The sequence below is a fragment of the Micromonospora sp. NPDC050200 genome (assembly GCF_040656135.1).
Lineage (GTDB): Bacteria > Actinomycetota > Actinomycetes > Mycobacteriales > Micromonosporaceae > Micromonospora.
On record NZ_JBFALG010000027.1, the window covers coordinates 43,475 to 62,103 of the forward strand.

At 74.3% G+C, this 18,629-nt stretch carries 20 protein-coding genes; 18 read left to right on the forward strand and 2 right to left on the reverse strand.

Annotated elements, in window-relative coordinates:
- Window positions 1-137: 137 nt before the first annotated feature.
- The 7 genes from rpe (at window position 138) to ribH (ending at window position 6,339) form a co-directional block, all read left to right on the forward strand.
- Window positions 138-818, forward strand: coding sequence for a ribulose-phosphate 3-epimerase (gene rpe / locus AB0I41_RS19085; RefSeq protein WP_357108979.1), 681 nt, complete (start codon window positions 138-140; stop codon window positions 816-818).
- Between the two features lies 1 nt (window position 819).
- The gene (locus tag AB0I41_RS19090; RefSeq protein ID WP_357108982.1) at window positions 820-1,779 is read left to right on the forward strand and encodes a response regulator; all 960 of its coding nucleotides are present in this window, start codon (window positions 820-822) and stop codon (window positions 1,777-1,779) included.
- A 384-nt stretch (window positions 1,780-2,163) separates the two neighbouring features.
- Window positions 2,164-3,228 carry a bifunctional diaminohydroxyphosphoribosylaminopyrimidine deaminase/5-amino-6-(5-phosphoribosylamino)uracil reductase RibD gene (ribD, locus tag AB0I41_RS19095; RefSeq protein WP_357108985.1) on the forward strand — a complete coding sequence of 355 codons (1,065 nt, stop codon included), beginning with the start codon at window positions 2,164-2,166 and terminating at the stop codon, window positions 3,226-3,228.
- Window position 3,229: 1 nt separating this feature from the next.
- Entirely contained in the window at window positions 3,230-3,841 is a 612-nt protein-coding gene (locus AB0I41_RS19100; RefSeq protein WP_357108987.1) for a riboflavin synthase, read from the forward strand.
- On the forward strand, window positions 3,841-4,533 hold the full coding sequence (pnuC, locus tag AB0I41_RS19105; protein ID WP_357108990.1) for a nicotinamide riboside transporter PnuC: 693 nt from the start codon (window positions 3,841-3,843) through the stop codon (window positions 4,531-4,533). Before AB0I41_RS19100 ends, pnuC begins: the two co-directional genes overlap by 1 nt.
- Before the next feature lie 37 nt (window positions 4,534-4,570).
- The gene (locus tag AB0I41_RS19110; protein WP_357108993.1) at window positions 4,571-5,836 is read left to right on the forward strand and encodes a bifunctional 3,4-dihydroxy-2-butanone-4-phosphate synthase/GTP cyclohydrolase II; all 1,266 of its coding nucleotides are present in this window, start codon (window positions 4,571-4,573) and stop codon (window positions 5,834-5,836) included.
- 2 nt (window positions 5,837-5,838) lie between these two features.
- A complete protein-coding gene (ribH, locus tag AB0I41_RS19115; RefSeq protein ID WP_357108996.1) occupies window positions 5,839-6,339 on the forward strand; it encodes a 6,7-dimethyl-8-ribityllumazine synthase in 501 nt (166 codons plus the stop codon).
- 99 nt (window positions 6,340-6,438) lie between these two features.
- On the opposite strand, the gene AB0I41_RS19120 is transcribed toward ribH, so the two are convergent.
- Together AB0I41_RS19120 and AB0I41_RS19125 are read right to left on the reverse strand one after the other, a co-directional pair.
- Window positions 6,439-7,719, reverse strand: coding sequence for an MFS transporter (locus tag AB0I41_RS19120; protein ID WP_357108999.1), 1,281 nt, complete (start codon window positions 7,717-7,719; stop codon window positions 6,439-6,441).
- Complete coding sequence (locus tag AB0I41_RS19125) at window positions 7,716-8,351, reverse strand: helix-turn-helix domain-containing protein (RefSeq protein WP_357109003.1); 636 nt, start codon at window positions 8,349-8,351, stop codon at window positions 7,716-7,718. The genes AB0I41_RS19120 and AB0I41_RS19125 overlap by 4 nt, the downstream gene beginning before the upstream one ends.
- 74 nt (window positions 8,352-8,425) lie before the next feature.
- Here AB0I41_RS19125 and AB0I41_RS19130 point away from each other — a divergent pair, with 74 nt between their 5' ends.
- The 11 genes from AB0I41_RS19130 to pheT all read left to right on the forward strand — a co-directional run bounded on the left by AB0I41_RS19130 (window position 8,426) and on the right by pheT (window position 18,546).
- Complete coding sequence (locus AB0I41_RS19130; protein WP_357109005.1) at window positions 8,426-9,118, forward strand: alpha/beta hydrolase; 693 nt, start codon at window positions 8,426-8,428, stop codon at window positions 9,116-9,118.
- Window positions 9,119-9,371: 253 nt separating this feature from the next.
- Complete coding sequence (locus AB0I41_RS19135; protein ID WP_036375234.1) at window positions 9,372-9,635, forward strand: phosphoribosyl-ATP diphosphatase; 264 nt, start codon at window positions 9,372-9,374, stop codon at window positions 9,633-9,635.
- A gap of 44 nt (window positions 9,636-9,679) precedes the next feature.
- Complete coding sequence (gene hisG, locus AB0I41_RS19140) at window positions 9,680-10,525, forward strand: ATP phosphoribosyltransferase (RefSeq protein WP_357109009.1); 846 nt, start codon at window positions 9,680-9,682, stop codon at window positions 10,523-10,525.
- Complete coding sequence (locus AB0I41_RS19145; protein WP_357109011.1) at window positions 10,522-11,583, forward strand: DMT family transporter; 1,062 nt, start codon at window positions 10,522-10,524, stop codon at window positions 11,581-11,583. Before hisG ends, AB0I41_RS19145 begins: the two co-directional genes overlap by 4 nt.
- A 103-nt stretch (window positions 11,584-11,686) precedes the next feature.
- Window positions 11,687-12,160: a PH domain-containing protein gene (locus tag AB0I41_RS19150; protein WP_357109014.1), complete on the forward strand. Its 474-nt coding sequence runs from the start codon at window positions 11,687-11,689 to the stop codon at window positions 12,158-12,160.
- Window positions 12,161-12,506: 346 nt separating this feature from the next.
- Window positions 12,507-13,157 (forward strand): translation initiation factor IF-3, encoded by a 651-nt coding sequence (gene infC, locus AB0I41_RS19155; RefSeq protein ID WP_357109017.1) that lies wholly within the window; start codon window positions 12,507-12,509, stop codon window positions 13,155-13,157.
- Window positions 13,158-13,176: 19 nt separating this feature from the next.
- Entirely contained in the window at window positions 13,177-13,371 is a 195-nt protein-coding gene (gene rpmI / locus AB0I41_RS19160) for a 50S ribosomal protein L35 (protein WP_026267805.1), read from the forward strand.
- Window positions 13,372-13,403: 32 nt separating this feature from the next.
- A complete protein-coding gene (rplT, locus tag AB0I41_RS19165) occupies window positions 13,404-13,796 on the forward strand; it encodes a 50S ribosomal protein L20 (protein WP_030335718.1) in 393 nt (130 codons plus the stop codon).
- 29 nt (window positions 13,797-13,825) lie between these two features.
- A complete protein-coding gene (locus tag AB0I41_RS19170; protein ID WP_357109022.1) occupies window positions 13,826-14,665 on the forward strand; it encodes an RNA methyltransferase in 840 nt (279 codons plus the stop codon).
- A gap of 213 nt (window positions 14,666-14,878) precedes the next feature.
- On the forward strand, window positions 14,879-15,958 hold the full coding sequence (gene pheS, locus AB0I41_RS19175; protein ID WP_357109024.1) for a phenylalanine--tRNA ligase subunit alpha: 1,080 nt from the start codon (window positions 14,879-14,881) through the stop codon (window positions 15,956-15,958).
- 41 nt (window positions 15,959-15,999) lie between these two features.
- Window positions 16,000-18,546: a phenylalanine--tRNA ligase subunit beta gene (pheT, locus tag AB0I41_RS19180; protein ID WP_357109027.1), complete on the forward strand. Its 2,547-nt coding sequence runs from the start codon at window positions 16,000-16,002 to the stop codon at window positions 18,544-18,546.
- Window positions 18,547-18,629 lie beyond the last annotated feature (83 nt).

The following is an 18,629-nucleotide window of genomic DNA, read 5'->3' on the forward strand; positions in this document are numbered from 1 at the left end:
CCAGTCGGGGGTGGTCGCCGGTCCGGTTTCGCGTTCCGTGGGGCCCGATATTGCACCAGCGGTCACTCCTGGGTCACAGGGCGTTCCCGGTGGGCCGCGATGCCCGGGGCGGATGGCCGCATTCGTACACTGGCCCCGTGACCGTACCGCCGCCGATCGTCGCGCCCAGCATCCTCGCCGCCGATTTCGCCCGCCTCGCCGACGAGGTCCGTGCCGTGGAGAACGCCGCGGACTGGCTGCACGTCGACGTGATGGACAACCACTTCGTGCCCAACCTGACCATCGGGCTGCCCGTGGTGCAGAGCCTGCGCGCCGTGACCCAGATCCCGTTCGACGTGCACCTCATGATCACCGATCCGCGTCGCTGGGCCCCGGGCTACGCCGACGCCGGCGCCTACAACGTCACCTTCCACGCCGAGGCCTGCGACGACCCGGTGGCGCTGGCCAAGGACCTTCGCTCGGCCGGCGCGAAGGCCGGGCTGGCCATCGACCGGGACACCCCGATCGAGCCGTACCTGGAGCTGCTGCCGAGCTTCGACACGCTGCTGATCATGACGATCAAGGCCGGCTTCGGCGGGCAGCGGTTCATCCCGCAACTGCTGGACAAGGTCCGTGCCGCCCGCCGGCACGTCGACACCGGCCACCTGGAGCTGCGCATCGAGGTCGACGGCGGGATCGCCGCCGACACCATCGAGCAGGCCGCGGCGGCCGGCGCGGACGCGTTCGTCGCCGGCACCGCCGTCTACGGGGCGGCCGACCCGGCCGAGGCGGTCCGCCGCCTGCGGGGGCTCGCGGAGCGCGCGTTCCCCGGAGCCTGACGTGGATCCGGCCGGCGACCGACCCGACGTCATCCTGGTCGTCGACGACGACGAGGACATCGCCCGCTTCGTCGAGTTCAACCTGCGGCTGCACGGCTTCGAGGTGATCCACGCCGGTGACGGCCAGGAGGCGCTCGAGATGGTCGAGCGGCACCGCCCCGACCTGGCCGTGGTGGATCTGATGATGCCCCGGATCGACGGCCTGGAGCTGACCCGCCGGCTGCGCGCCGACCCGATGACCTCGGCCCTGCCGGTGATCATGCTGACCGCCAAGGGGATGACCGTGGACAAGGTGCACGGCCTCAGCGCCGGCGCCGACGACTACCTGGTCAAGCCCTTCGACACCGCCGAGCTGGTGGCCCGGGTCAGCTCCACCCTGCGCCGCAACAAGGAGTTCCGGGAGGTCTCCCCGCTGACCGGGCTGCCGGGCAACAGCCGGATCCGCCGGGAGATCAGCGACCGGGTGCGCAGCGGCGTCGACTATGCCGTCGGCTACGTCGACATCGACCGGTTCAAGAGCGTCAACGACCGGTACGGCTTCGTCCGCGGCGACGAGTTCATCTGCGCGCTGGCCCGCAGCCTGCACCGGGCGGTGGTCTCGATCGGGCTGCCGCCGGCCTTCCTCGGCCACGTCGGCGGGGACGACTTCGTCGTCGTCTGCACCCCGGAACAGGTCCGGCCGCTGACCTTCCGCGCGGTGGAGGACTTCGAGAAGGCCGCCGACAAGCTCTACGACCCGGCCGACGCCGAGCGCGGCTACGTCGAGCTGAAGGACCGGCGGGGCAACAGCCGCAAGGCGCACCTGGTCACCCTCTCCATCGGGGTCTCCCTCTCCGATGCCAGGAAGCGCTTCACCGACCCGCTCGCCGCGATCGCGGTCGCCTCCGAGATGAAAACGGTCGCCAAGAGCCAGCCCGGTTCGTACGTGGCGGTGGACCGGCGACGCGCCGACGGGGTGTGAGGTAGCACCCGGGAGGTGGCGTACCTCCCGGGGGAACGTGTAAGACTTCCCATGTACCCACCACGCGCTGGCGGGGCTCGGTGAAATTCCGAACCGGCGGTGATCCACGGTCCGACCGTGGTAAGCCCGCGACCCGGACGGCTCAGGCCGCCCGGTGGACCTGGTGAGAATCCGGGGCCGACGGTTGGGAGCGGGGATCGTCCCGCACCCAGACAGTCCGGATGGGAGACAGCGCGCGGGACGGGGCGGGCCTGCGTGGGCTGCACTCCAGCCAGCGCGTGGGCTTCCCGGGGGGCGGCCCTGCCGTTCCCGGATCCGCCGCCGCCTGCCCGCGGCTCCTCCCGTACCGCCCGCGCGCGGACCGGCGAGTGAGAGGGCAGGGGCATGGCCGGCGTCTCCGTCGACGAGGCGATGCGTCGTGCCGTCACGCTCGCGGCCCGTGGCCTCGGCACCACCAGCCCCAACCCGGTCGTCGGCTGCGTGCTGCTCGATCCGGACGACACGGTCGTCGGGGAGGGATTCCACGCGTACGCGGGCGGACCGCACGCCGAGATCGTCGCGCTCGCCCAGGCCGGTGAGCGCGCCCGGGGCGGAACCGCGGTGGTCACCCTCGAACCCTGCGACCACACCGGCCGTACCGGCCCCTGCAGCCTGGCCCTCGTCCGGGCCGGCGTCGCCCGGGTGGTGATCGCCGTGCCCGACCCCAACCCGGTGGCCTCCGGCGGCGCCGCCACCCTGCGGGCCGCCGGCATCCAGGTCGAGTTCGGGGTTCGCGCCGAGGAGGCCGAGGCCGGCAACGTCGCCTGGCTGACCTCGATGCGCCGCGGCTGGCCGTACCTGATCTGGAAGTACGCCGCGACGCTCGACGGCCGGTCGGCGGCGGCCGACGGCACCAGCATGTGGATCACCTCCGAGGCGGCCCGGATCGACGTGCACGCGCTGCGCGGCACGGTCGACGCGGTGATCGCCGGGGTGGGCACCGTGCTCGCCGACGACCCCCGGCTGACCGCCCGGAACCTGCGCGACGGCACCCTGGCCATCCGGCAGCCGCTGCGGGTGGTGGTGGACAGCGCCGGGCGTACCCCGGAAGGGGCCCGGGTCCGCGACGGCGCCGCCCGGACGTGGATCGCCACCGCAGCGGAGGTCGGGGCCGGCCCGGACGGCCGGGTCGACCTGCCGGCGCTGCTGGCGGAGCTGCACCACCACGGCGTGCGGGCCGCACTGCTGGAGGGCGGCCCCCGGCTGGCCGGCGCGTTCCTGGCCGCCGGGCTGGTCGACAAGATCGTCGGGTACGTCGCGCCGAAGCTGCTCGGCGCCGGCCCGACGGCGCTGCTCGACGCCGGCGTGACCACCATCGCCGACGCCATCGACCTGGAGATCACCGACGTCGCGCAGGTCGGTCCCGACCTGCGGATCACCGCGCTGCCCCGAAAGGTAACGGAGGCCTGACATGTTCACCGGCATAGTCGAGGAGTTGGGCGAGGTCGTCCGCGTCACGGACACCGGGGGTGACTCCGCGCTGCTCGCCGTCCGCGGCCCGCTGGTCACCTCCGACGCCCGGCACGGCGATTCCATCGCGGTCAACGGCGTCTGTCTGACCGTGGTGGACGTCTCCGACGGCGTCTTCACCGCGGACGTGATGGGGGAGACGCTGCGCCGTTCCGCGCTCGGCGCGCTGCGCGTGGGCGACCCGGTCAACCTGGAACGGGCCGCCGCGCTGAACAGCCGGCTCGGCGGACACATCGTGCAGGGCCACGTCGACGGGGTGGGCGAGATCCTCGCCCGGGAACCCGCCGAGCAGTGGGAGACGGTCCGCTTCCGGCTCCCCGCCGACCTGTCCCGGTACGTGGTGGAGAAGGGCTCGATCACCATCGACGGCGTCTCGCTCACCGTCGCCGCGGTCGGCGACGACTGGTTCGCCGTCGGGCTGATCCCCACCACGCTCAAGCTGACCACGCTGGGCGCCAAGGGCGTCGGCGACCCGGTCAACCTGGAGGTCGACGTGTTGGCCAAGTACGTCGAGCGACTGCTCGGCGCCCGCGTCGGAGGAGGTGGGCGCTGATGGGTCCGCTCGGCTGGCTGCTCGACGCCCAGCTCCAGGTCGCCGGCTCGCCGGTGCTGGTCCGGGAGATCGTCGGCAACGTCTTCGGCCTGGGCTCCGCGCTGCTCGGGCTGCGCCGCCTGGTCTGGGCCTGGCCGGTCGGCATGATCGGCAACGCGCTGCTGTTCACCGTCTTCCTCGGCGGCGTCTTCACCACCCCGCAGGCGCACGACCTCTACGGTCAGGCCGGCCGGCAGGTCTTCTTCTTCGCGGTGAGCGTCTACGGCTGGTGGCGCTGGTCGCGCAACCGCCACCAGGGCGACGACCAGCCGGCGGTCAGCCCACGCTGGGCCACCGGCCGGGAGCGGCTCGGCCTGCTGCTGGCCGCCGCCGTCGGCACCGCCGCCGCGTACCCGGTGCTCGCCGCGCTCGGCTCCTGGGGCCCGCTGCCGGACGCCTGGATCCTGACCGGCAGCCTGCTCGCCACGTACGGCATGGCCCGCGGCTGGGTCGAGTTCTGGCTGATCTGGATCGCCGTCGACGCGGTGGGGGTGCCGCTGCTGCTGCGCGGCGGCTTCTACCCGTCGGCCGCCATGTACCTGGTCTACGGCGCCTTCTGCGTCTGGGGTCTCGCCGCCTGGTGGCGTACCTCGCGGGCCGTCGCGTCGGCCGCCCAGCCGATCCCGTCCACCTACTCGGAGGCCGTCGCATGAGCGAGCGAATCATCAGGTTCAGTCCGGTGGTGCCGGCATGAGCGCCTTCGCCAGCATCGAGCAGGCGGTGGCCGACATCGCCGCCGGCCGGCCCGTCGTCGTGGTCGACGACGAGAACCGGGAGAACGAGGGCGACCTGATCTTCGCCGCCGAACTGGCCACGCCGGAGCTGGTGGCGTTCATGGTCCGGTGGACGTCCGGCTACATCTGCGCGTCGCTGACCGAGTCGGAGTGCGACCGGCTGGATCTGCCGCCCATGCACCACACCAACCAGGACCGGCGCGGCACCGCCTACACGGTGACGGTGGACGCCCGGGAGGGGATCAGCACCGGCATTTCGGCCGCCGACCGCTCGCACACCATCCGGCTGCTCGCCGATCCGGCCACCGATCCGACCGACCTGTCCCGCCCCGGGCACGTGGTGCCGCTGCGCGCCCGCGAGGGCGGGGTGCTGCGCCGCCCCGGGCACACCGAGGCGGCCGTCGACCTGACCCGGCTGGCCGGGCTGCGTCCCGCCGGCGTGCTCTGCGAGCTGGTCAACGACGACGGCACCATGATGCGGGTGCCCGACCTGGAGAAGTTCTGCGCCGAGCACGCCCTGACCCTGGTGACCATCGCCGACCTGGTGGCGTACCGGCGGCGGCACGAGAAGCAGGTGGAGCAGGTCGCGGACGCCCGGATGCCCACTCCGTACGGGGTGTTCCGGGCGCTGGGCTACCGCGCCGAGCACGACCCGGCCGAGCACATCGCCATGGTCTACGGGGAGATCGGCGACGGGCAGGACGTGCTGGTGCGGGTGCACTCGGAGTGCCTGACCGGGGACGTCTTCGGCTCGCTGCGCTGCGACTGCGGCCCGCAGTTGCAGGCGGCCCTGGCCCGGGTCGCCCGGGAGGGGCGGGGGGTGGTGCTCTACGTGCGCGGCCACGAGGGGCGCGGCATCGGGCTGCTGCACAAGCTCCAGGCGTACCAGCTGCAGGACCTGGGCCGGGACACCGTGGACGCCAACCTCGACCTGGGGCTGCCCGCCGACGCCCGCGACTACGGTACCGGCGCGCAGATCCTCTACGACCTCGGCGTGCGGTCCATGCGGCTGTTGACCAACAACCCGGCCAAGCGGGCCGGGCTGGAGGGGTACGGCCTGACCATCACCGGCCGCGAGGGGCTGCCGATCCGGCCGCACCCGGAGAACGTGCGGTATCTGCGGACCAAGCGGGACCGGATGGGGCACCTGCTGGACGAGCTGGACGAGGTGACCGAGGCGCCGATGGGCCGCCCGGTCGACGGCGACGAGATCGGAGTGTAGACATGGCCGGATTCGGCGAGCCCGGGGTAACCACGGTGGACGCGGCGGGGCTGACCGTCGGCGTGGTGGCCGCGCGCTGGCACGGCGACCTCACCGACCACATGCTCGACCGGGCGGTGGCGGCGGCGCAGGCGTGCGGCGCCGGGTCGGTCGTCGCCCGGGTGGCCGGCTCGGTGGAGCTGCCGGTGGTGGCCCAGGCACTGGCCCGCCGCTGTGACGTGGTGGTCGCCCTCGGCGTGGTGGTGCGGGGCGCGACCGCGCACTTCGACTACGTCTGCCGGTCGGTGACCGACGGCCTCACCCGGGTCGCGCTGGACGAGGGGAAGCCGGTGGCGCACGGGGTGCTCACCGTGGAGACCATCGAGCAGGCCCGGGACCGGGCCGGGCTGCCCGGCTCGGCGGAGGACAAGGGCTGGGCGGCCACCGTCGCCGCGCTCGACGCCGCGCTGGCCATCCGGGGCGTGGCCGCTGCGAACGGCCACCGGGTCGGCTTCGGTCGCTGACCGCTCGCCGGGCCGTCCCAGCCCAGGACGACTCCCGTCGCGCGACGTGGCGGTGCCCCGGACGCCCGGACACCGCCACGCGGGCTTCCGGAGCGCGAGCTAGCGGGCGGCGCCGGTGACCGGCACGGCTGCGTCGTGGGCAGGCTCCGGTCCGGGGGCGTGGCCGGGGTCGGGGGCGGTGAGACGGCGGCCCGTGACGAGGTAGCCGGCGGCGGCGGCCAGCACCGCCCCGATCACCCCGTAGAGCACCCGGTAGTCGACCAGGCCCACCAGCAGCGCGCCCGCGCCGATGGCCACCGCCTGCGGGCCGCTGATCAGCGCGTCCAGTGCGGCCGACACCCGGCCGACCAGGTGGGCCGGGGTACGCCGCTGCACCAGCGTCATGGTGCCCACCATGGCGACCGGCAGGCCGAGGCCGATCAGCACGCTGCCCGGCAGCGCCAGCGCCAGCGCCGGCCGGACCAGGGCGAGGGTGCCGGCGGCGACGGCGGTCACCCCGACGGCGACCGCGCCGAGTTCCCCGAGCCGCCGTACCAGCGCCGCCGAGGCCACCCCACCGAGCAGCCCGCCGACCCCCTGCACGGAGACCAGTACGCCCAGGAAGGCGGTCTCCCGGCCCAGCCCGGAGTCGACGTACGCGAACCAGAGCGTCTCGCCGAAGCCGATCGCGACGGTGGCGACCGTGGCGGCGACCAGCACGCGGCGGAGTGCGGGCTCGCCGACCAGGTGCCGGATCCCGGCGCCCAGGCCGCCCTGGCCGGCGCCGCCGTCCGCGGCGGTCACCGGGGGCCGGGGCGGGTCCGCCGCGGGGATCGCGGGTACGGCCCGCAGCAGCAGACCGGCGCCCGCCGCGGCCACGAACCCGAGCGCGCAGGTGGTGGTCAGCCGGGGTCCACCGAGTACGACGTAGAGCCCGGCGCCGAGCAGCGGCCCGGCCAGCCGCAGTCCCTGCTTGACGGTCTGCAGCACCCCGTTGACGTCCGGCAGGAGCGTCGCCGGCACCAGCTCCTGCACCAGCGCGGTGACGGTCGCCCCGAGCGCGATGTACGACAGCCCGTAGCCGGCGGCCACCGCGTACACGATCCAGAGCCGGTCGGCGCCGGTGACGGTGAGCAGCGGGGTGAGCAGCGCGGCGGTGACGACGTTGAGCACCACGAACAGCGATCTCCGGGGTGCCCGGTCCACCACCCAGCCGACCAGCGGCGCGAGCACCATCGGGGCGGTCAGCGCGACGAAGGTGGCGCCGGCCAGCCCGTCGGATCCGGTCAGGTCCTTCACCCAGACCGCCAGGGCCAGGATGAGGACCGACTCGGCCACCATGCTGACGGTCAACGCGACGAAGAGCAGCCGGATGTCCGGCCGGCGCAGCAGCTGTCTCATGATTCCCCGTTCTCCGTGCCGGTTCGGGCGGGCCCGCCCCCGGCGGGCATGTCGACGGCGCGGCCGTCCACCGCGGGCACGCCCCAGGCCATCAGCCGGACCGGCCGGGACCCGGGCGGGCGGGCCGCCGGGTCGTCGAGCCGGTCGAGGTGACGGGCGAAGAGCTCGCGTACCTCCGACTGCAGGGCGCCCAGTTCCTCGGCGGTGTACCAGCTGAGGAACTGGTTGATGAAGCCGGCGTCCCGCCAGGCCGGGGACTCCTGGCGGCGGGCCGCCATCCAGGCGTGCAGCGCGCGGTACTCCAGGTCGAGGAGCACCTGCGCCGCGGCGTCGCCGGCCCGGGCCAGTTCGGGGCTCTCCTCGCCGTCGCCCCAGCGGTGCCCGTCGGTTACCAGCCGCCACGGGCGCTGCCGCCCGGTGCCGCCGCCGGCCTCGGCGATGAACCCGTACTTCGCGAGCTGGCGCAGGTGCCAGGAGCAGTTCGCGGGGCTCTCGCCGACGTGGTCGGCGACCTGGGTGGCGGTGAGTGGGCCGTGCAGGGCGACCGCTTCGAGGATGCGCAGGCGCAGCGGGTGGGCGATGGCCCGCAGGGCCTGCGGGTCGGTGATGTCGCGGACGGGCTGGTCGGGCATGGGTCAAAGGATACGCTTCAAAAGAACTCTTTCGAAAGCCCACCTTTCATTCGTCGTTGTGGTTGACTCGCCGGATGGGGGAGATCGACTTCGTGAACCTGCCCGGACTGCGGACGGCTTACCGGACCTGGGGCCCGCCCGACGCGCGGCCGGTGGTGGCCCTGCACCCCGGCTCGGTGGACGGCGCCACCTGGGCGCCGCTGGCCGACGCGCTCGGCGACCAGGTCCGCCTGTACGCCCCGGACCTGCGCGGTTACGGGGCCACCGACCGTCCGGGCCGGTACGGGTTCGCGCCGATGACCGACGACCTGGGCGCACTGCTGGACGCGCTCGGCCTGGCCCGGGTGACCCTGCTCGGTCACTCGCTCGGCGCGGTGCTGGCCTACCGGTTCGCCGCAGCGCACCCGGACCGCCTGGCCGCCCTGGTGCTGGAGGAGCCGGTCCCGCCCGTGCCGATGGGCTTTCGTGTTCCGCCCCGGCCGGCCGGGCCGCAGCCCTTCGACTGGGCGGCGCGCGAGGCCGTCCTGGTCGAGCTGAACGACCCCGACCCGGCCTGGTGGGACCGCCTCGACGGGATCAGTGTGCCGACCCTGGTCGTCGCCGGTGGTCCGAGCAGCCACCTGCCGCAGGACGAGCTGGCCCGGATGGCCGCCCGGCTGCCCGCGGCGGAGCTGGTGACCATCGACGCGGGGCACGCCGTGCACGCGTCCCGGCCCGCCGAGTTCCACGCCGCGGTGTCGGCGTTCCTGTCCCGGGCGCCCGCCTGACCCACGCCGGAGGCGTCGATCCCCGGTCCGCTTGGGCGCGGGGCCCGGTCAGAGCCGCCCAGCCTCCCAGGTCAGGGCGGACAGCGTAGGCCTGGCCGGCGTCACCTCGAAGGGTGTCCCATCCGTTAGGTAGGGAATTGTCGCCGGCCCGTTGCCCTCTCCGCCGGCCCGGCACTCGCGGCGCCCCGGTCCACCGATCCGCCGGCGGGACCCGCCGCACGCCGCCGCCATCCGAGGCTGGAAGAATCGCGGCGTGAAGACGTTCGAGGAGTTGTTCGCCGAGCTGCAGGCCAAGGCCGCCGCCGGCACCCCGGGCTCCGGCACGGTCGCCGCGCTGGAGAAGGGGGTGCACTTCATCGGCAAGAAGGTTGTCGAGGAGGCGGCCGAGTCGTGGATGGCCGCCGAGCACGAAGGCCCGGAGCGGGCCGCCGAGGAGATCTCGCAGCTGCTCTACCAGGCCCAGGTGCTGATGCTCGCCACCGGTCTCGAGCTCAAGGACGTCTACCGACATCTGTGAGTGCGCCCCGTCGTTGATCTGATTCGATCGAAGGAGCACTCGTCATGCTGCGTGTCGCCGTACCGAACAAGGGCGCCCTGGCCGAGAAGGCCGCCCAGATGCTGCGTGAGGCGGGCTACCGCCAGCGCGCCGACCCCAAGGACCTGGTCTGCCGGGACGAGCCCAACGACATCGAGTTCTTCTACCTGCGTCCGAAGGACATCGCCACCTACGTCGGCTCGGGTGACCTCGACGTCGGGATCACCGGCCGCGACCTGCTGATCGACTCCGGCGCGCCGGCCGAGGAGGTGGTGGACCTCGCCTTCGGCCGGGCCACCTTCCGCTTCGCGGCCCGCCCCGAGGACGTCCACTCGGTGCAGGAGCTGGGCGGGCACCGGATCGCCACCGCGTACCCGGGGCTGGTCGAGCGGTACCTCGGCGACCTGGGCGTCAAGGCCGACGTGATCCGGCTGGACGGGGCGGTGGAGAACGCCATCCGGCTCGGCGTCGCCGACGTGGTCGCCGACGTGGTGGAGACCGGCGCCACGCTGCGCCAGGCCGGCCTGGTCGTCTTCGGCGACCCGTTGCTGCGGTCGTCGGCGGTCCTGGTCCGCCGCGCCGGGGCCCCGACCCACCCGCAGGCCGAGCAGCTGCTGCGCCGCCTGCACGGGGTGCTGGTGGCCCGCCGTTACGTCATGCTCGCCTACGACGTGCCGGCCGGCCTGCTCGACCGGGCCAGCTCGCTCACCCCCGGGATCGAGTCGCCGACCGTCTCCCCGCTGCACCGGGAGGGCTGGGTCGCCGTGCAGGCGATGGTGCTCCGCGACGACGTGCACCGGATCATGGACGAGCTGTACGAGCTGGGCGCCCGCGCCATCCTGGTCACCAACATCCACGCCTGCCGGCTGTGAGGCCACTGCCGCCGACGGCCGCGCTGGCCCTGGTCATGCTCGGCGGTACGGCCTCGGCCGCTCAGGGGGTGGCCAATGCCGGGCTGGGCGAGCGGGTGGGCAGCCCGGTGCTCGGGGCGGTGGTCAACAACGCCGGTGGCACCCTGCTGATCCTGGTCGGGTTGCTGGTGCTGCCGTCGATGCGGGCCGGGCTCGCCGCGCTGCGCCGGTCCCGGCTGCCGTGGTGGTGCTACCTGGGTGGGCTCGGCGGGGCGGCGATCGTCGTGATCGGCACCTACGTCGTGCCGGTGCTCGGGGTGGCCGTCTTCACCATCGCCCAGGTCGCCGGGAGCAGTCTCGGCGGCCTGGCGGTGGACCGGGCCGGGCTCGCCCCGGTGGGCCGGCTCGCGCTCTCCCCGCCCCGGGTGGCCGGCGCCCTGCTCGGTACGGCGGCGGTGGGGCTCGCCCAGCTGGGTCAGCCCCTGGGCGAGCTGGCCGTCGGCCTGGTCCTGCTCGCCGTGGTGGGTGGGCTGGCGGTCGCCGCGCAGTCCGCGCTGAACGGCCGGGTCGCCGTGGCGGGCACTGCCGCGGCCAGCACCGCGGTCAACTTCGCCGTCAGCACACCGGCCGTGCTGGCCGTTGCGGCGCTCGCCGGCGCGTTCACCGTGGTCCGGCCCGCCTGGCCGCCGGCCTGGTACCTGTACACGGGCGGACTGCTCGGTGTGGGCATCGTGGTCAGCCTGCTGGTCGGCGTGCGGGCGCTGGGGGTGCTGCGGACCGGTCTGGCGTTGGTCGCCGGGCAGCTCGGTGGAGGGCTGCTGCTGGACCTGCTGCTGCCCGGCGGTCCGGGGCTGCGCTGGCCGGTCCTCGCCGGCGCGGTGCTCACCCTGGTCGCGTCGGTGGTCGCCGGCCGTCAGGTGCGTCCGCCCGCCCGGACCGTCCCGGCGTCGCCGACCTCCACCGTCACCCGATCGGCCCCGAGGGCCCGGTCCGCCCCGGACGATCCGGCACCGCACGCGGCGGGACGGGAGCGGCGGGCCTCCGCGCACGCCGACCGGCCGGATCCGCCGGCCGGCTGACACCGCCGTGCCGTGGACGGGGCATGGATTTCGGCCGCCGGCCGTCTGCCGGGGTCCGTGTGGCGACGGAACGCCGCCCGGGCGGGGATGGCAGACTGGTGGGGTGAGCGACAGCGAGCTGGTCCGCCTGAAGCCCCGTCGGGTCCGGGTCGTCTGCTGGGCCTCGGCGGCCACCCTCCTGGTGGTCTTCGGCCTGGTGGCGACCTCGCTCTCCGGTTCCACCGGCGAGGGGTACGGCACCTTCCAGCGCGGCGACCAGCTCGCCATGATCGGTCTGGGCGTCTTCGGCGCGCTCGCCATCCTGCTCTTCACCCGGCCCCGGGTCGAGGCGGACGCCCGGGGCGTGCGGGTGCGCAACGTGATCGGCTCGTACGAGCTGCCCTGGGAGGTCGTCCGCGGGGTGCGCTTCGACCGGGGCGCCCCCTGGGCCAGCCTGGAGCTGCACGACGACGACCTGCTCCCGATGGTCGCCCTCCAGGCTGCCGACAAGGAGTCCGCGGTGGAGGGGGTCCGCGCGCTGCGCCGGCTGCACCAGGCCCACCTGGCCGCGCTCTCCGCCGGCCCGACCGGCCGCTGAGCGTCCGGTCACACCGCGCTGACCTGCGAGCCCGGTTTGGGGATGCCTGGGGCGAGGGTGTAGTGTTGCCGAGTCGACCAGACTGCCCCCGTTCCGGCGTGCGGGCAGTCCCGAAGCGGAGCGCCTGCTCCCACCCGTGTCGCCCCTGACGGTGGCCGGGTCCGGTCACCGGTTCCGGGCACATCCCGGTCCCGGATGCGCGATCATGTGATCGTGCCGACCGGTCGAGCGGGCCCTGGCATGCGCCGGGGCCTTCTGCTTTCCGGGCGGCCCCCACCCGGGGGCCCGCGGGGTCGGACACGCAGGAGACTTGACTCGAGGAGGCCCCATCAGCGTCGAACCACGCGTGAACGAGCAGATCCGGGCACGTGAGGTCCGACTGGTCGGCCCTGAGGGTGAGCAGGTGGGCATCGTCCCGCTGGAGCGCGCCCTGCAGCTGGCCGCGGACGTCGACCTGGACCTGGTCGAGGTTGCGCCGATGGCGCGCCCGCCGGTGTGCAAGCTCATGGACTTCGGCAAGTTCAAGTACGAGAGCGCACTGAAGGCGCGCGAAGCGCGGCGTAACCAGCAGCAGACCGTCATCAAGGAGATGAAGCTCCGGCCGAAGATCGACCCGCACGACTACGAGACCAAGAAGGGTCACGTGGTGCGGTTCCTCAAGGCGGGCGACAAGGTCAAGGTGACGATCATGTTCCGCGGTCGCGAGCAGAGCCGCCCGGAGCTGGGTTACCGGCTCCTGCGCCGGCTCGAGTCCGAGATCACGGACCTGGGATACGTCGAGGCCGCGCCGAAGCAGGACGGCCGAAACATGATCATGGTTCTCGCTCCGCACCGGGCCGTGAAGGCCTCCGCGGTCGCCGCCACGGCGTCCCGCGGCGGGCCTCGGGAACGGGCCGCGGAGGAGTCCGGCGCCCCGGAGGTCGGTGAGATCCCGGCGGCAGGCGAGACCGCAGCAGCCGGCGAGACCGGCCCGACCGCTGAGACCAGCGGCCAGTAACAGGGAGAAGACGTTCCACATGCCGAAGATGAAGAGCCACACGGGTATGGGCAAGCGGGTCAAGGTGACCGGCAAGGGCAAGATCGTTGCCCAGCAGGCCGGCCTTCGCCACAACCTGGAGAAGAAGCCCTCCACCCAGACCCGGCGGCTGACCGGCACGGTCGAGCTGGCCAAGGCTGACGTCAAGCGAATCAAGAAGCTGCTCGGCCGCTGACGCGCGCCACCTGAGCCGAAGAAGGAGTTGAGATGGCACGCGTCAAGCGGGCTGTTAACGCCCAGAAGAAGCGTCGTACCCTGCTGGAGACCGCGAGCGGTTACCGCGGTCAGCGCTCCCGGCTGTACCGCAAGGCCAAGGAGCAGGTGCTGCACTCGATGCAGTACGCCTACCGGGACCGTCGCGATCGCAAGGGCGACTTCCGGCAGCTCTGGATCCAGCGGATCAACGCTGGCGCCCGGGCCAACGGCATGACCTACAACCGGCTGATCCAGGGCCTGCGCCTGGCCGGCATCGAGGTCGACCGCAAGATCCTGGCCGACCTGGCCGTCAACGACGCCGCGGCGTTCGCCGCGATCGTCGAGCTGGCCCGCGCCGCCGTGGCGGCCGAGGGCACCGGTGGCGCCGCGGCCCAGGCCGCCTGATCCACCCGCAGCAGATCGAGGCGTCTCCCATGCAGTCACCATCGCGCGGGAGGCGCCTCGACGCTGTCTCCGGCCCGTTCACCCCGCGTACCCCCAGGGTCGTCGCCGCCCGCCGGCTCCAGCGCCGCCGGGACCGCGAGGCCACCGGCCGGTTCCTGGCCGAGGGCCCGCAGGCGGTCCGCGAGGCCCTGGCCCGCGCCGGGACGGTCACCGAACTCTTCGGTACGCCGGCCGCCCTCGACCGGTACGCCGAGCTCGCCACGACCGCCGCCCGCGCCGACGTTCCCGTCTCCGAGGTGACCGACGAGGCCCTGGCGGCGCTCGCCGAGACCGTCGCCCCGCAGGGCCTGGTCGCCGTCTGCCGGCACCTCGACGTGCCGCTGGAGCGGGCGCTGGCCGCCGGGCCGCGCCTGGTCGCGGTGCTCGCCGAGATCCGCGACCCGGGCAACGCCGGCACCGTGCTGCGCACCGCCGACGCGGCCGGCGCGGGCGCGGTGGTCTTCGCCGGCGACGCCGTCGACCCGTACAACGGCAAGTGCGTGCGGGCGTCGGCCGGCAGCCTCTTCCACGTCGACGTGGTCCGCGCCGCCGACCCGCGCCAGGTGGTCGATGCGCTACAGGCCGCCGGGCTCTCCGTTTTCGCGACCACCGGGTACGGCGACAGCGACCTCGACGACCTCGCCGACGCCGGCCGGCTCGCCACGCCCACCGCCTGGCTCTTCGGCTCCGAGGCGCACGGCCTGCCGGAGGAGCTGGCCGCCGCCGCCGACGCCCGGGTCCGGGTGCCGCTGCACGGCCGCGCCGAGAGCCTCAACCTGGCTGCGGCCGCCGCCGTCTGCCTGTACGCTTCAGCCAGAGCACTGCGCTGACCTCGTCACGCGTGCACAGAGCACAGGGGAGTCGTCCGCATGGTGAACGCGCCACGGCGTTCGTTTAGCCAGTCCGCCGGTGTCGGCGGGCGGCGGGCCTGACCCTTCCTCCCGCGTACCTCCCACCGGCGGGCTGCGGCACAGCCGCGCGTCCGTAGACTCGCCTAGCCGCCCGTGAGGGCCGGCGCCGCCGTGAGGGAGTGCCCGTACGCCATGAGCTACCGCAACGATCCGTACGACCCGAAGCAGGTCGCCCTGCTCGACCCGGCCGCCCTGGCCGAGGCCGTCGCCGACGCCGAGAAGGCGTTCGCCTCCGCCGCCGACCCGGACGCGCTGACCGCGCTGCGCCCCGCGCACCTCGGCGACCGGTCCCCGGTCTCCCTCGCGCGCCGGGAGATCGGCGCCCTGCCACCGGCCGCGAAGTCCGACGCGGGCAAGCGGGTCAACGAGGCCCGCCGGGCGATCGAGACCGCCCACGCCGCCCGCCAGGAGGTCCTGGAGCGGGAGCAGGCCGCCCGGGTGCTGGTCGAGGAGCGGGTCGACGTGACCCTGCCGTACGACCGGCACCCCCGGGGCGCCCGCCACCCGCTGAGCACCCTGATGGAGCAGATCAGCGACCTGTTCGTCGGGATGGGCTACGAGGTGGCCGAGGGCCCCGAGGTCGAGCTGGAGTGGACCAACTTCGACGCGCTGAACATCCCCGCCGACCACCCGGCCCGCGGCCTGATGGACACCTTCCACATCGCACCGCCGGAAGGCGCGGAGAGCTCCGGTCTCGTGCTGCGCACCCACACCTCGCCGGTGCAGGCGCGCACCATGCTCACCCGCAAGCCGCCGATCTACGTGGTCGTACCCGGCCGGGTGTACCGCACCGACGAGCTGGACGCCACCCACGCGCCGGTCTTCCACCAGGTCGAGGGCCTGGTGGTGGACAAGGGCATCACCATGGCGCACCTGCGCGGCACGCTGGACCACTTCGCCCGGGCGATGTTCGGCGAGGGCGCGAAGACCCGCTTCCGGCCGCACTACTTCCCGTTCACCGAGCCGTCGGCCGAGTTCGACGTCTGGTTCCCCGAGCACCGGGACGGGCCGCGCTGGGTGGAGTGGGGCGGCTGCGGCATGGTCAACCCGCGGGTGCTGCGCGCCTGCGGCATCGACCCGGAGGTCCACTCCGGATTCGCGTTCGGCATGGGCATCGACCGGACGGTGATGTTCCGGCACGGGGTCAGCGACATGCGGGACATGGCCGAGGGCGACGTGCGGTTCACCCGCGCGTTCGGGGTCGGGGCGTAGGGCGATGCGGGTACGAGTCACGGGAACGGTGGTCTGAAGTCATGCGAGTTTCTGTCAGTTGGCTGCGGGAGTACGTCGACCTCCCCGCCGACCTGCCCACCGGCGACCTGGAGCAGGCCCTGGTCGACCTCGGCATCGAGGTCGACTCCGTGGTGGACCTGCGGGAGACCGTCACCGGTCAGCTGGTGGTCGGCGAGGTCCTGGAGATCGAGGAGCTGACCGGCTTCAAGAAGCCGATCCGGTTCTGCCGGGTCGACGTCGGCGCCGCCAACGGCACCGGCGCGCCACAGGAGATCGTCTGCGGGGCGCGCAACTTCGCCCAGGGCGACCGGGTGGTGGTGATCCTCCCCGGCGGCGTGCTGCCGGGGAACTTCGCCATCGGCGCGCGCAAGACCTACGGACGCAACTCCGCCGGCATGATCTGCTCGGCGAAGGAGCTGGGCCTCGGCGACGACCACTCCGGCATCATCGTGCTGCCCCCCGACACGCCGGCCAAGCCGGGCGACGACGCGCGCCCCGTCGTAGGGCTCGACGACGTCGTGGTCGAGCTGGAGATCACCCCCGACCGGGGGTACGCGCTGAGCGTGCGCGGCCTCGCCCGCGAGCTGGCGCACGCCCTCGGCGTGCCGTTCCGCGACCCGGGCCTGGCGCCCGCGCCCGGCGGCACGGCCGAGCCGGCGTACCCGGTCGAGGTGCGCGACCCGGTCGGCTGCGACCGCTTCGCCGCCCGGCTGGTACGCGGGATCGACCCGACCGCGCAGACGCCCGGCTGGATGCAGCAGCGGCTCACCGTGGCCGGCGTCCGCAGCATCTCGCTGCCGGTCGACATCACCAACTACGTGATGCTCGAACTCGGCCAGCCGATGCACGCCTTCGACGCCGACCGGATCACCGGCCCGCTGGTGGTCCGCCGCGCCGAGGCGGGGGAGAAGCTGACCACCCTGGACGGGGTGGCCCGCACCCTCACCGCCGAGGACATGGTCATCTGCGACGACACCGGGCCGATCTCGCTCGCCGCGGTGATGGGCGGCGAGACCAGCGAGGTCATCGGTGGCACCACCGACGTGCTCTTCGAGGCCGCCCACTGGGACCCGGCGATGGTGGGGCGCACCGCCCGCCGGCACAAGCTGTTCAGCGAGGCGGCGAAGCGCTGGGAACGGGGCGTCGACCCGGCCCTGCCGCTGGTCGCGCTGGAGCGCGCCGTCCGGCTGCTCACCGAGCACGGCGGCGGCGCCGCCGGCGCGCAGATCCTCGACATCGACCACGTCCGGCCGGTGCGGCCGGTCACCCTCCCGGCCGACCTGCCGTCCCGGCGGGTCGGGGTGGCGTACTCCCCGGAGCGGGTGGTCGCCCTGCTGGAGCAGGTCGGCTGCACCGTCGTCCGGGGCGCCGACCGGCTGGGCGAGGACCCGGGCGAGGTCGGGGTCGCCGCCGGTGTCGGCGACGCGCTCACCGTGACCCCGCCGACCTGGCGGCCCGACCTCACCGACCCGGCCGACCTGGTGGAGGAGGTGGTCCGCCTCGACGGGTACGACCGGGTGCCGTCGGTGCTGCCCACCGCGCCCGCCGGGCGTGGCCTCACCTGGCAGCAGCGCCGCCGCCGGGCGGTGGCCCGCGCGCTGGCCGAGCGCGGCCACGTCGAGGTGCTGTCCCACCCGTTCACCGCGCCGGAGCTGGCCGACCAGCTCGGCCTGCCCGCCGACGACCCGCGCCGGGCGGCGGTCCGGCTGGCCAACCCGCTGTCGGAGGAGGAGCCGCTGCTGCGTACCACGCTGCTCGGCCCGCTGCTCGGCATCCTCAGGCGCAACCTCGGCCGGGGCCAGCGGGACCTCGCCCTCTACGAGATCGGGGTGGTCTTCCGCCCGCGTCCGGGGGCCGGCACCCCGCCGCCGATGGGCGTGGACCGGCGTCCCACCGACGCCGAGTTCGCCGCCGCCGACGCGGTGGTGCCCCACCAGCCGCGGCACGTCGCGGTCGTCCTCGCCGGCGACATCGACCCCGCCGGCTGGTGGGGCGCGGGCCGGGCGGCCGGCTGGGCGGACGCGGTCGAGGCCGGGCGGGTGGTGCTCGCCGCCGCCGACATCCCGGCGGACCGGATCGAGGTGCGGGCCGCCGAGTACGCGCCCTGGCACCCGGGGCGGTGCGCCGAGCTGCTGGTCGACGGCGCCGTCGTCGGCCACGCCGGCGAGCTGCACCCGAACGTCGTGGCGGCGCTGGAGCTGCCCCGGCGGACCAGCGCCATGGAGCTGGGCCTGGACGCGCTGCCGGCCCCGCCGGTCGCACCCGCGCCGACCGTCTCCAGCTTCCCGCCGGCGCTGATCGACGTGGCGCTGGTGCTGGACGAGTCGGTGCCCGCGGCCGAGGTGGAGCGGACCCTCGTCGAGGGTGCCGGCGAGCTGCTGGAGAGCGTCCGGCTCTTCGACGTGTACGCCTCGGAGCAGCTGGGCGCGGGACGCCGCTCGCTGGCGTACAAGCTCACCTTCCGGGCGCCGGACCGGACGCTGACGGTGGAGGAGGCGGTGGCCGCCCGGGACGCCGCGGTGGCCCTGGCGGCGCAGCGGTTCGGCGCGACTCTGCGCGGCGCCTGAGCGGCGCCGACACGGTGGTCCGGTGGCACCCTCACCGGACCACCGTGTCGGTCGTCAGCCGGCGACGACCTTGTGCGCTCCAG

Excerpts from the sequence above, each read along its gene's own strand:
- AB0I41_RS19130 (WP_357109005.1), top strand. The coding sequence starts at position 8,426 with ATGGGGGAGATCGACTTCGTGAACCTGCCCGGACTGCGGACGGCTTAC.
- AB0I41_RS19110 (WP_357108993.1), top strand. The coding sequence starts at position 4,571 with ATGAGCGCCTTCGCCAGCATCGAGCAGGCGGTGGCCGACATCGCCGCC.
- ribH (WP_357108996.1), top strand. The coding sequence starts at position 5,839 with ATGGCCGGATTCGGCGAGCCCGGGGTAACCACGGTGGACGCGGCGGGG.
- pheS (WP_357109024.1), top strand. The coding sequence starts at position 14,879 with ATGAGCTACCGCAACGATCCGTACGACCCGAAGCAGGTCGCCCTGCTC.
- AB0I41_RS19120 (WP_357108999.1), bottom strand. The coding sequence starts at position 7,719 with ATGAGACAGCTGCTGCGCCGGCCGGACATCCGGCTGCTCTTCGTCGCG.
- AB0I41_RS19170 (WP_357109022.1), top strand. The coding sequence starts at position 13,826 with ATGCAGTCACCATCGCGCGGGAGGCGCCTCGACGCTGTCTCCGGCCCG.
- AB0I41_RS19125 (WP_357109003.1), bottom strand. The coding sequence starts at position 8,351 with ATGCCCGACCAGCCCGTCCGCGACATCACCGACCCGCAGGCCCTGCGG.
- rplT (WP_030335718.1), top strand. The coding sequence starts at position 13,404 with ATGGCACGCGTCAAGCGGGCTGTTAACGCCCAGAAGAAGCGTCGTACC.
- pnuC (WP_357108990.1), top strand. The coding sequence starts at position 3,841 with ATGGGTCCGCTCGGCTGGCTGCTCGACGCCCAGCTCCAGGTCGCCGGC.
- rpmI (WP_026267805.1), top strand. The coding sequence starts at position 13,177 with ATGCCGAAGATGAAGAGCCACACGGGTATGGGCAAGCGGGTCAAGGTG.
- hisG (WP_357109009.1), top strand. The coding sequence starts at position 9,680 with ATGCTGCGTGTCGCCGTACCGAACAAGGGCGCCCTGGCCGAGAAGGCC.
- pheT (WP_357109027.1), top strand. The coding sequence starts at position 16,000 with ATGCGAGTTTCTGTCAGTTGGCTGCGGGAGTACGTCGACCTCCCCGCC.
- ribD (WP_357108985.1), top strand. The coding sequence starts at position 2,164 with ATGGCCGGCGTCTCCGTCGACGAGGCGATGCGTCGTGCCGTCACGCTC.
- AB0I41_RS19100 (WP_357108987.1), top strand. The coding sequence starts at position 3,230 with ATGTTCACCGGCATAGTCGAGGAGTTGGGCGAGGTCGTCCGCGTCACG.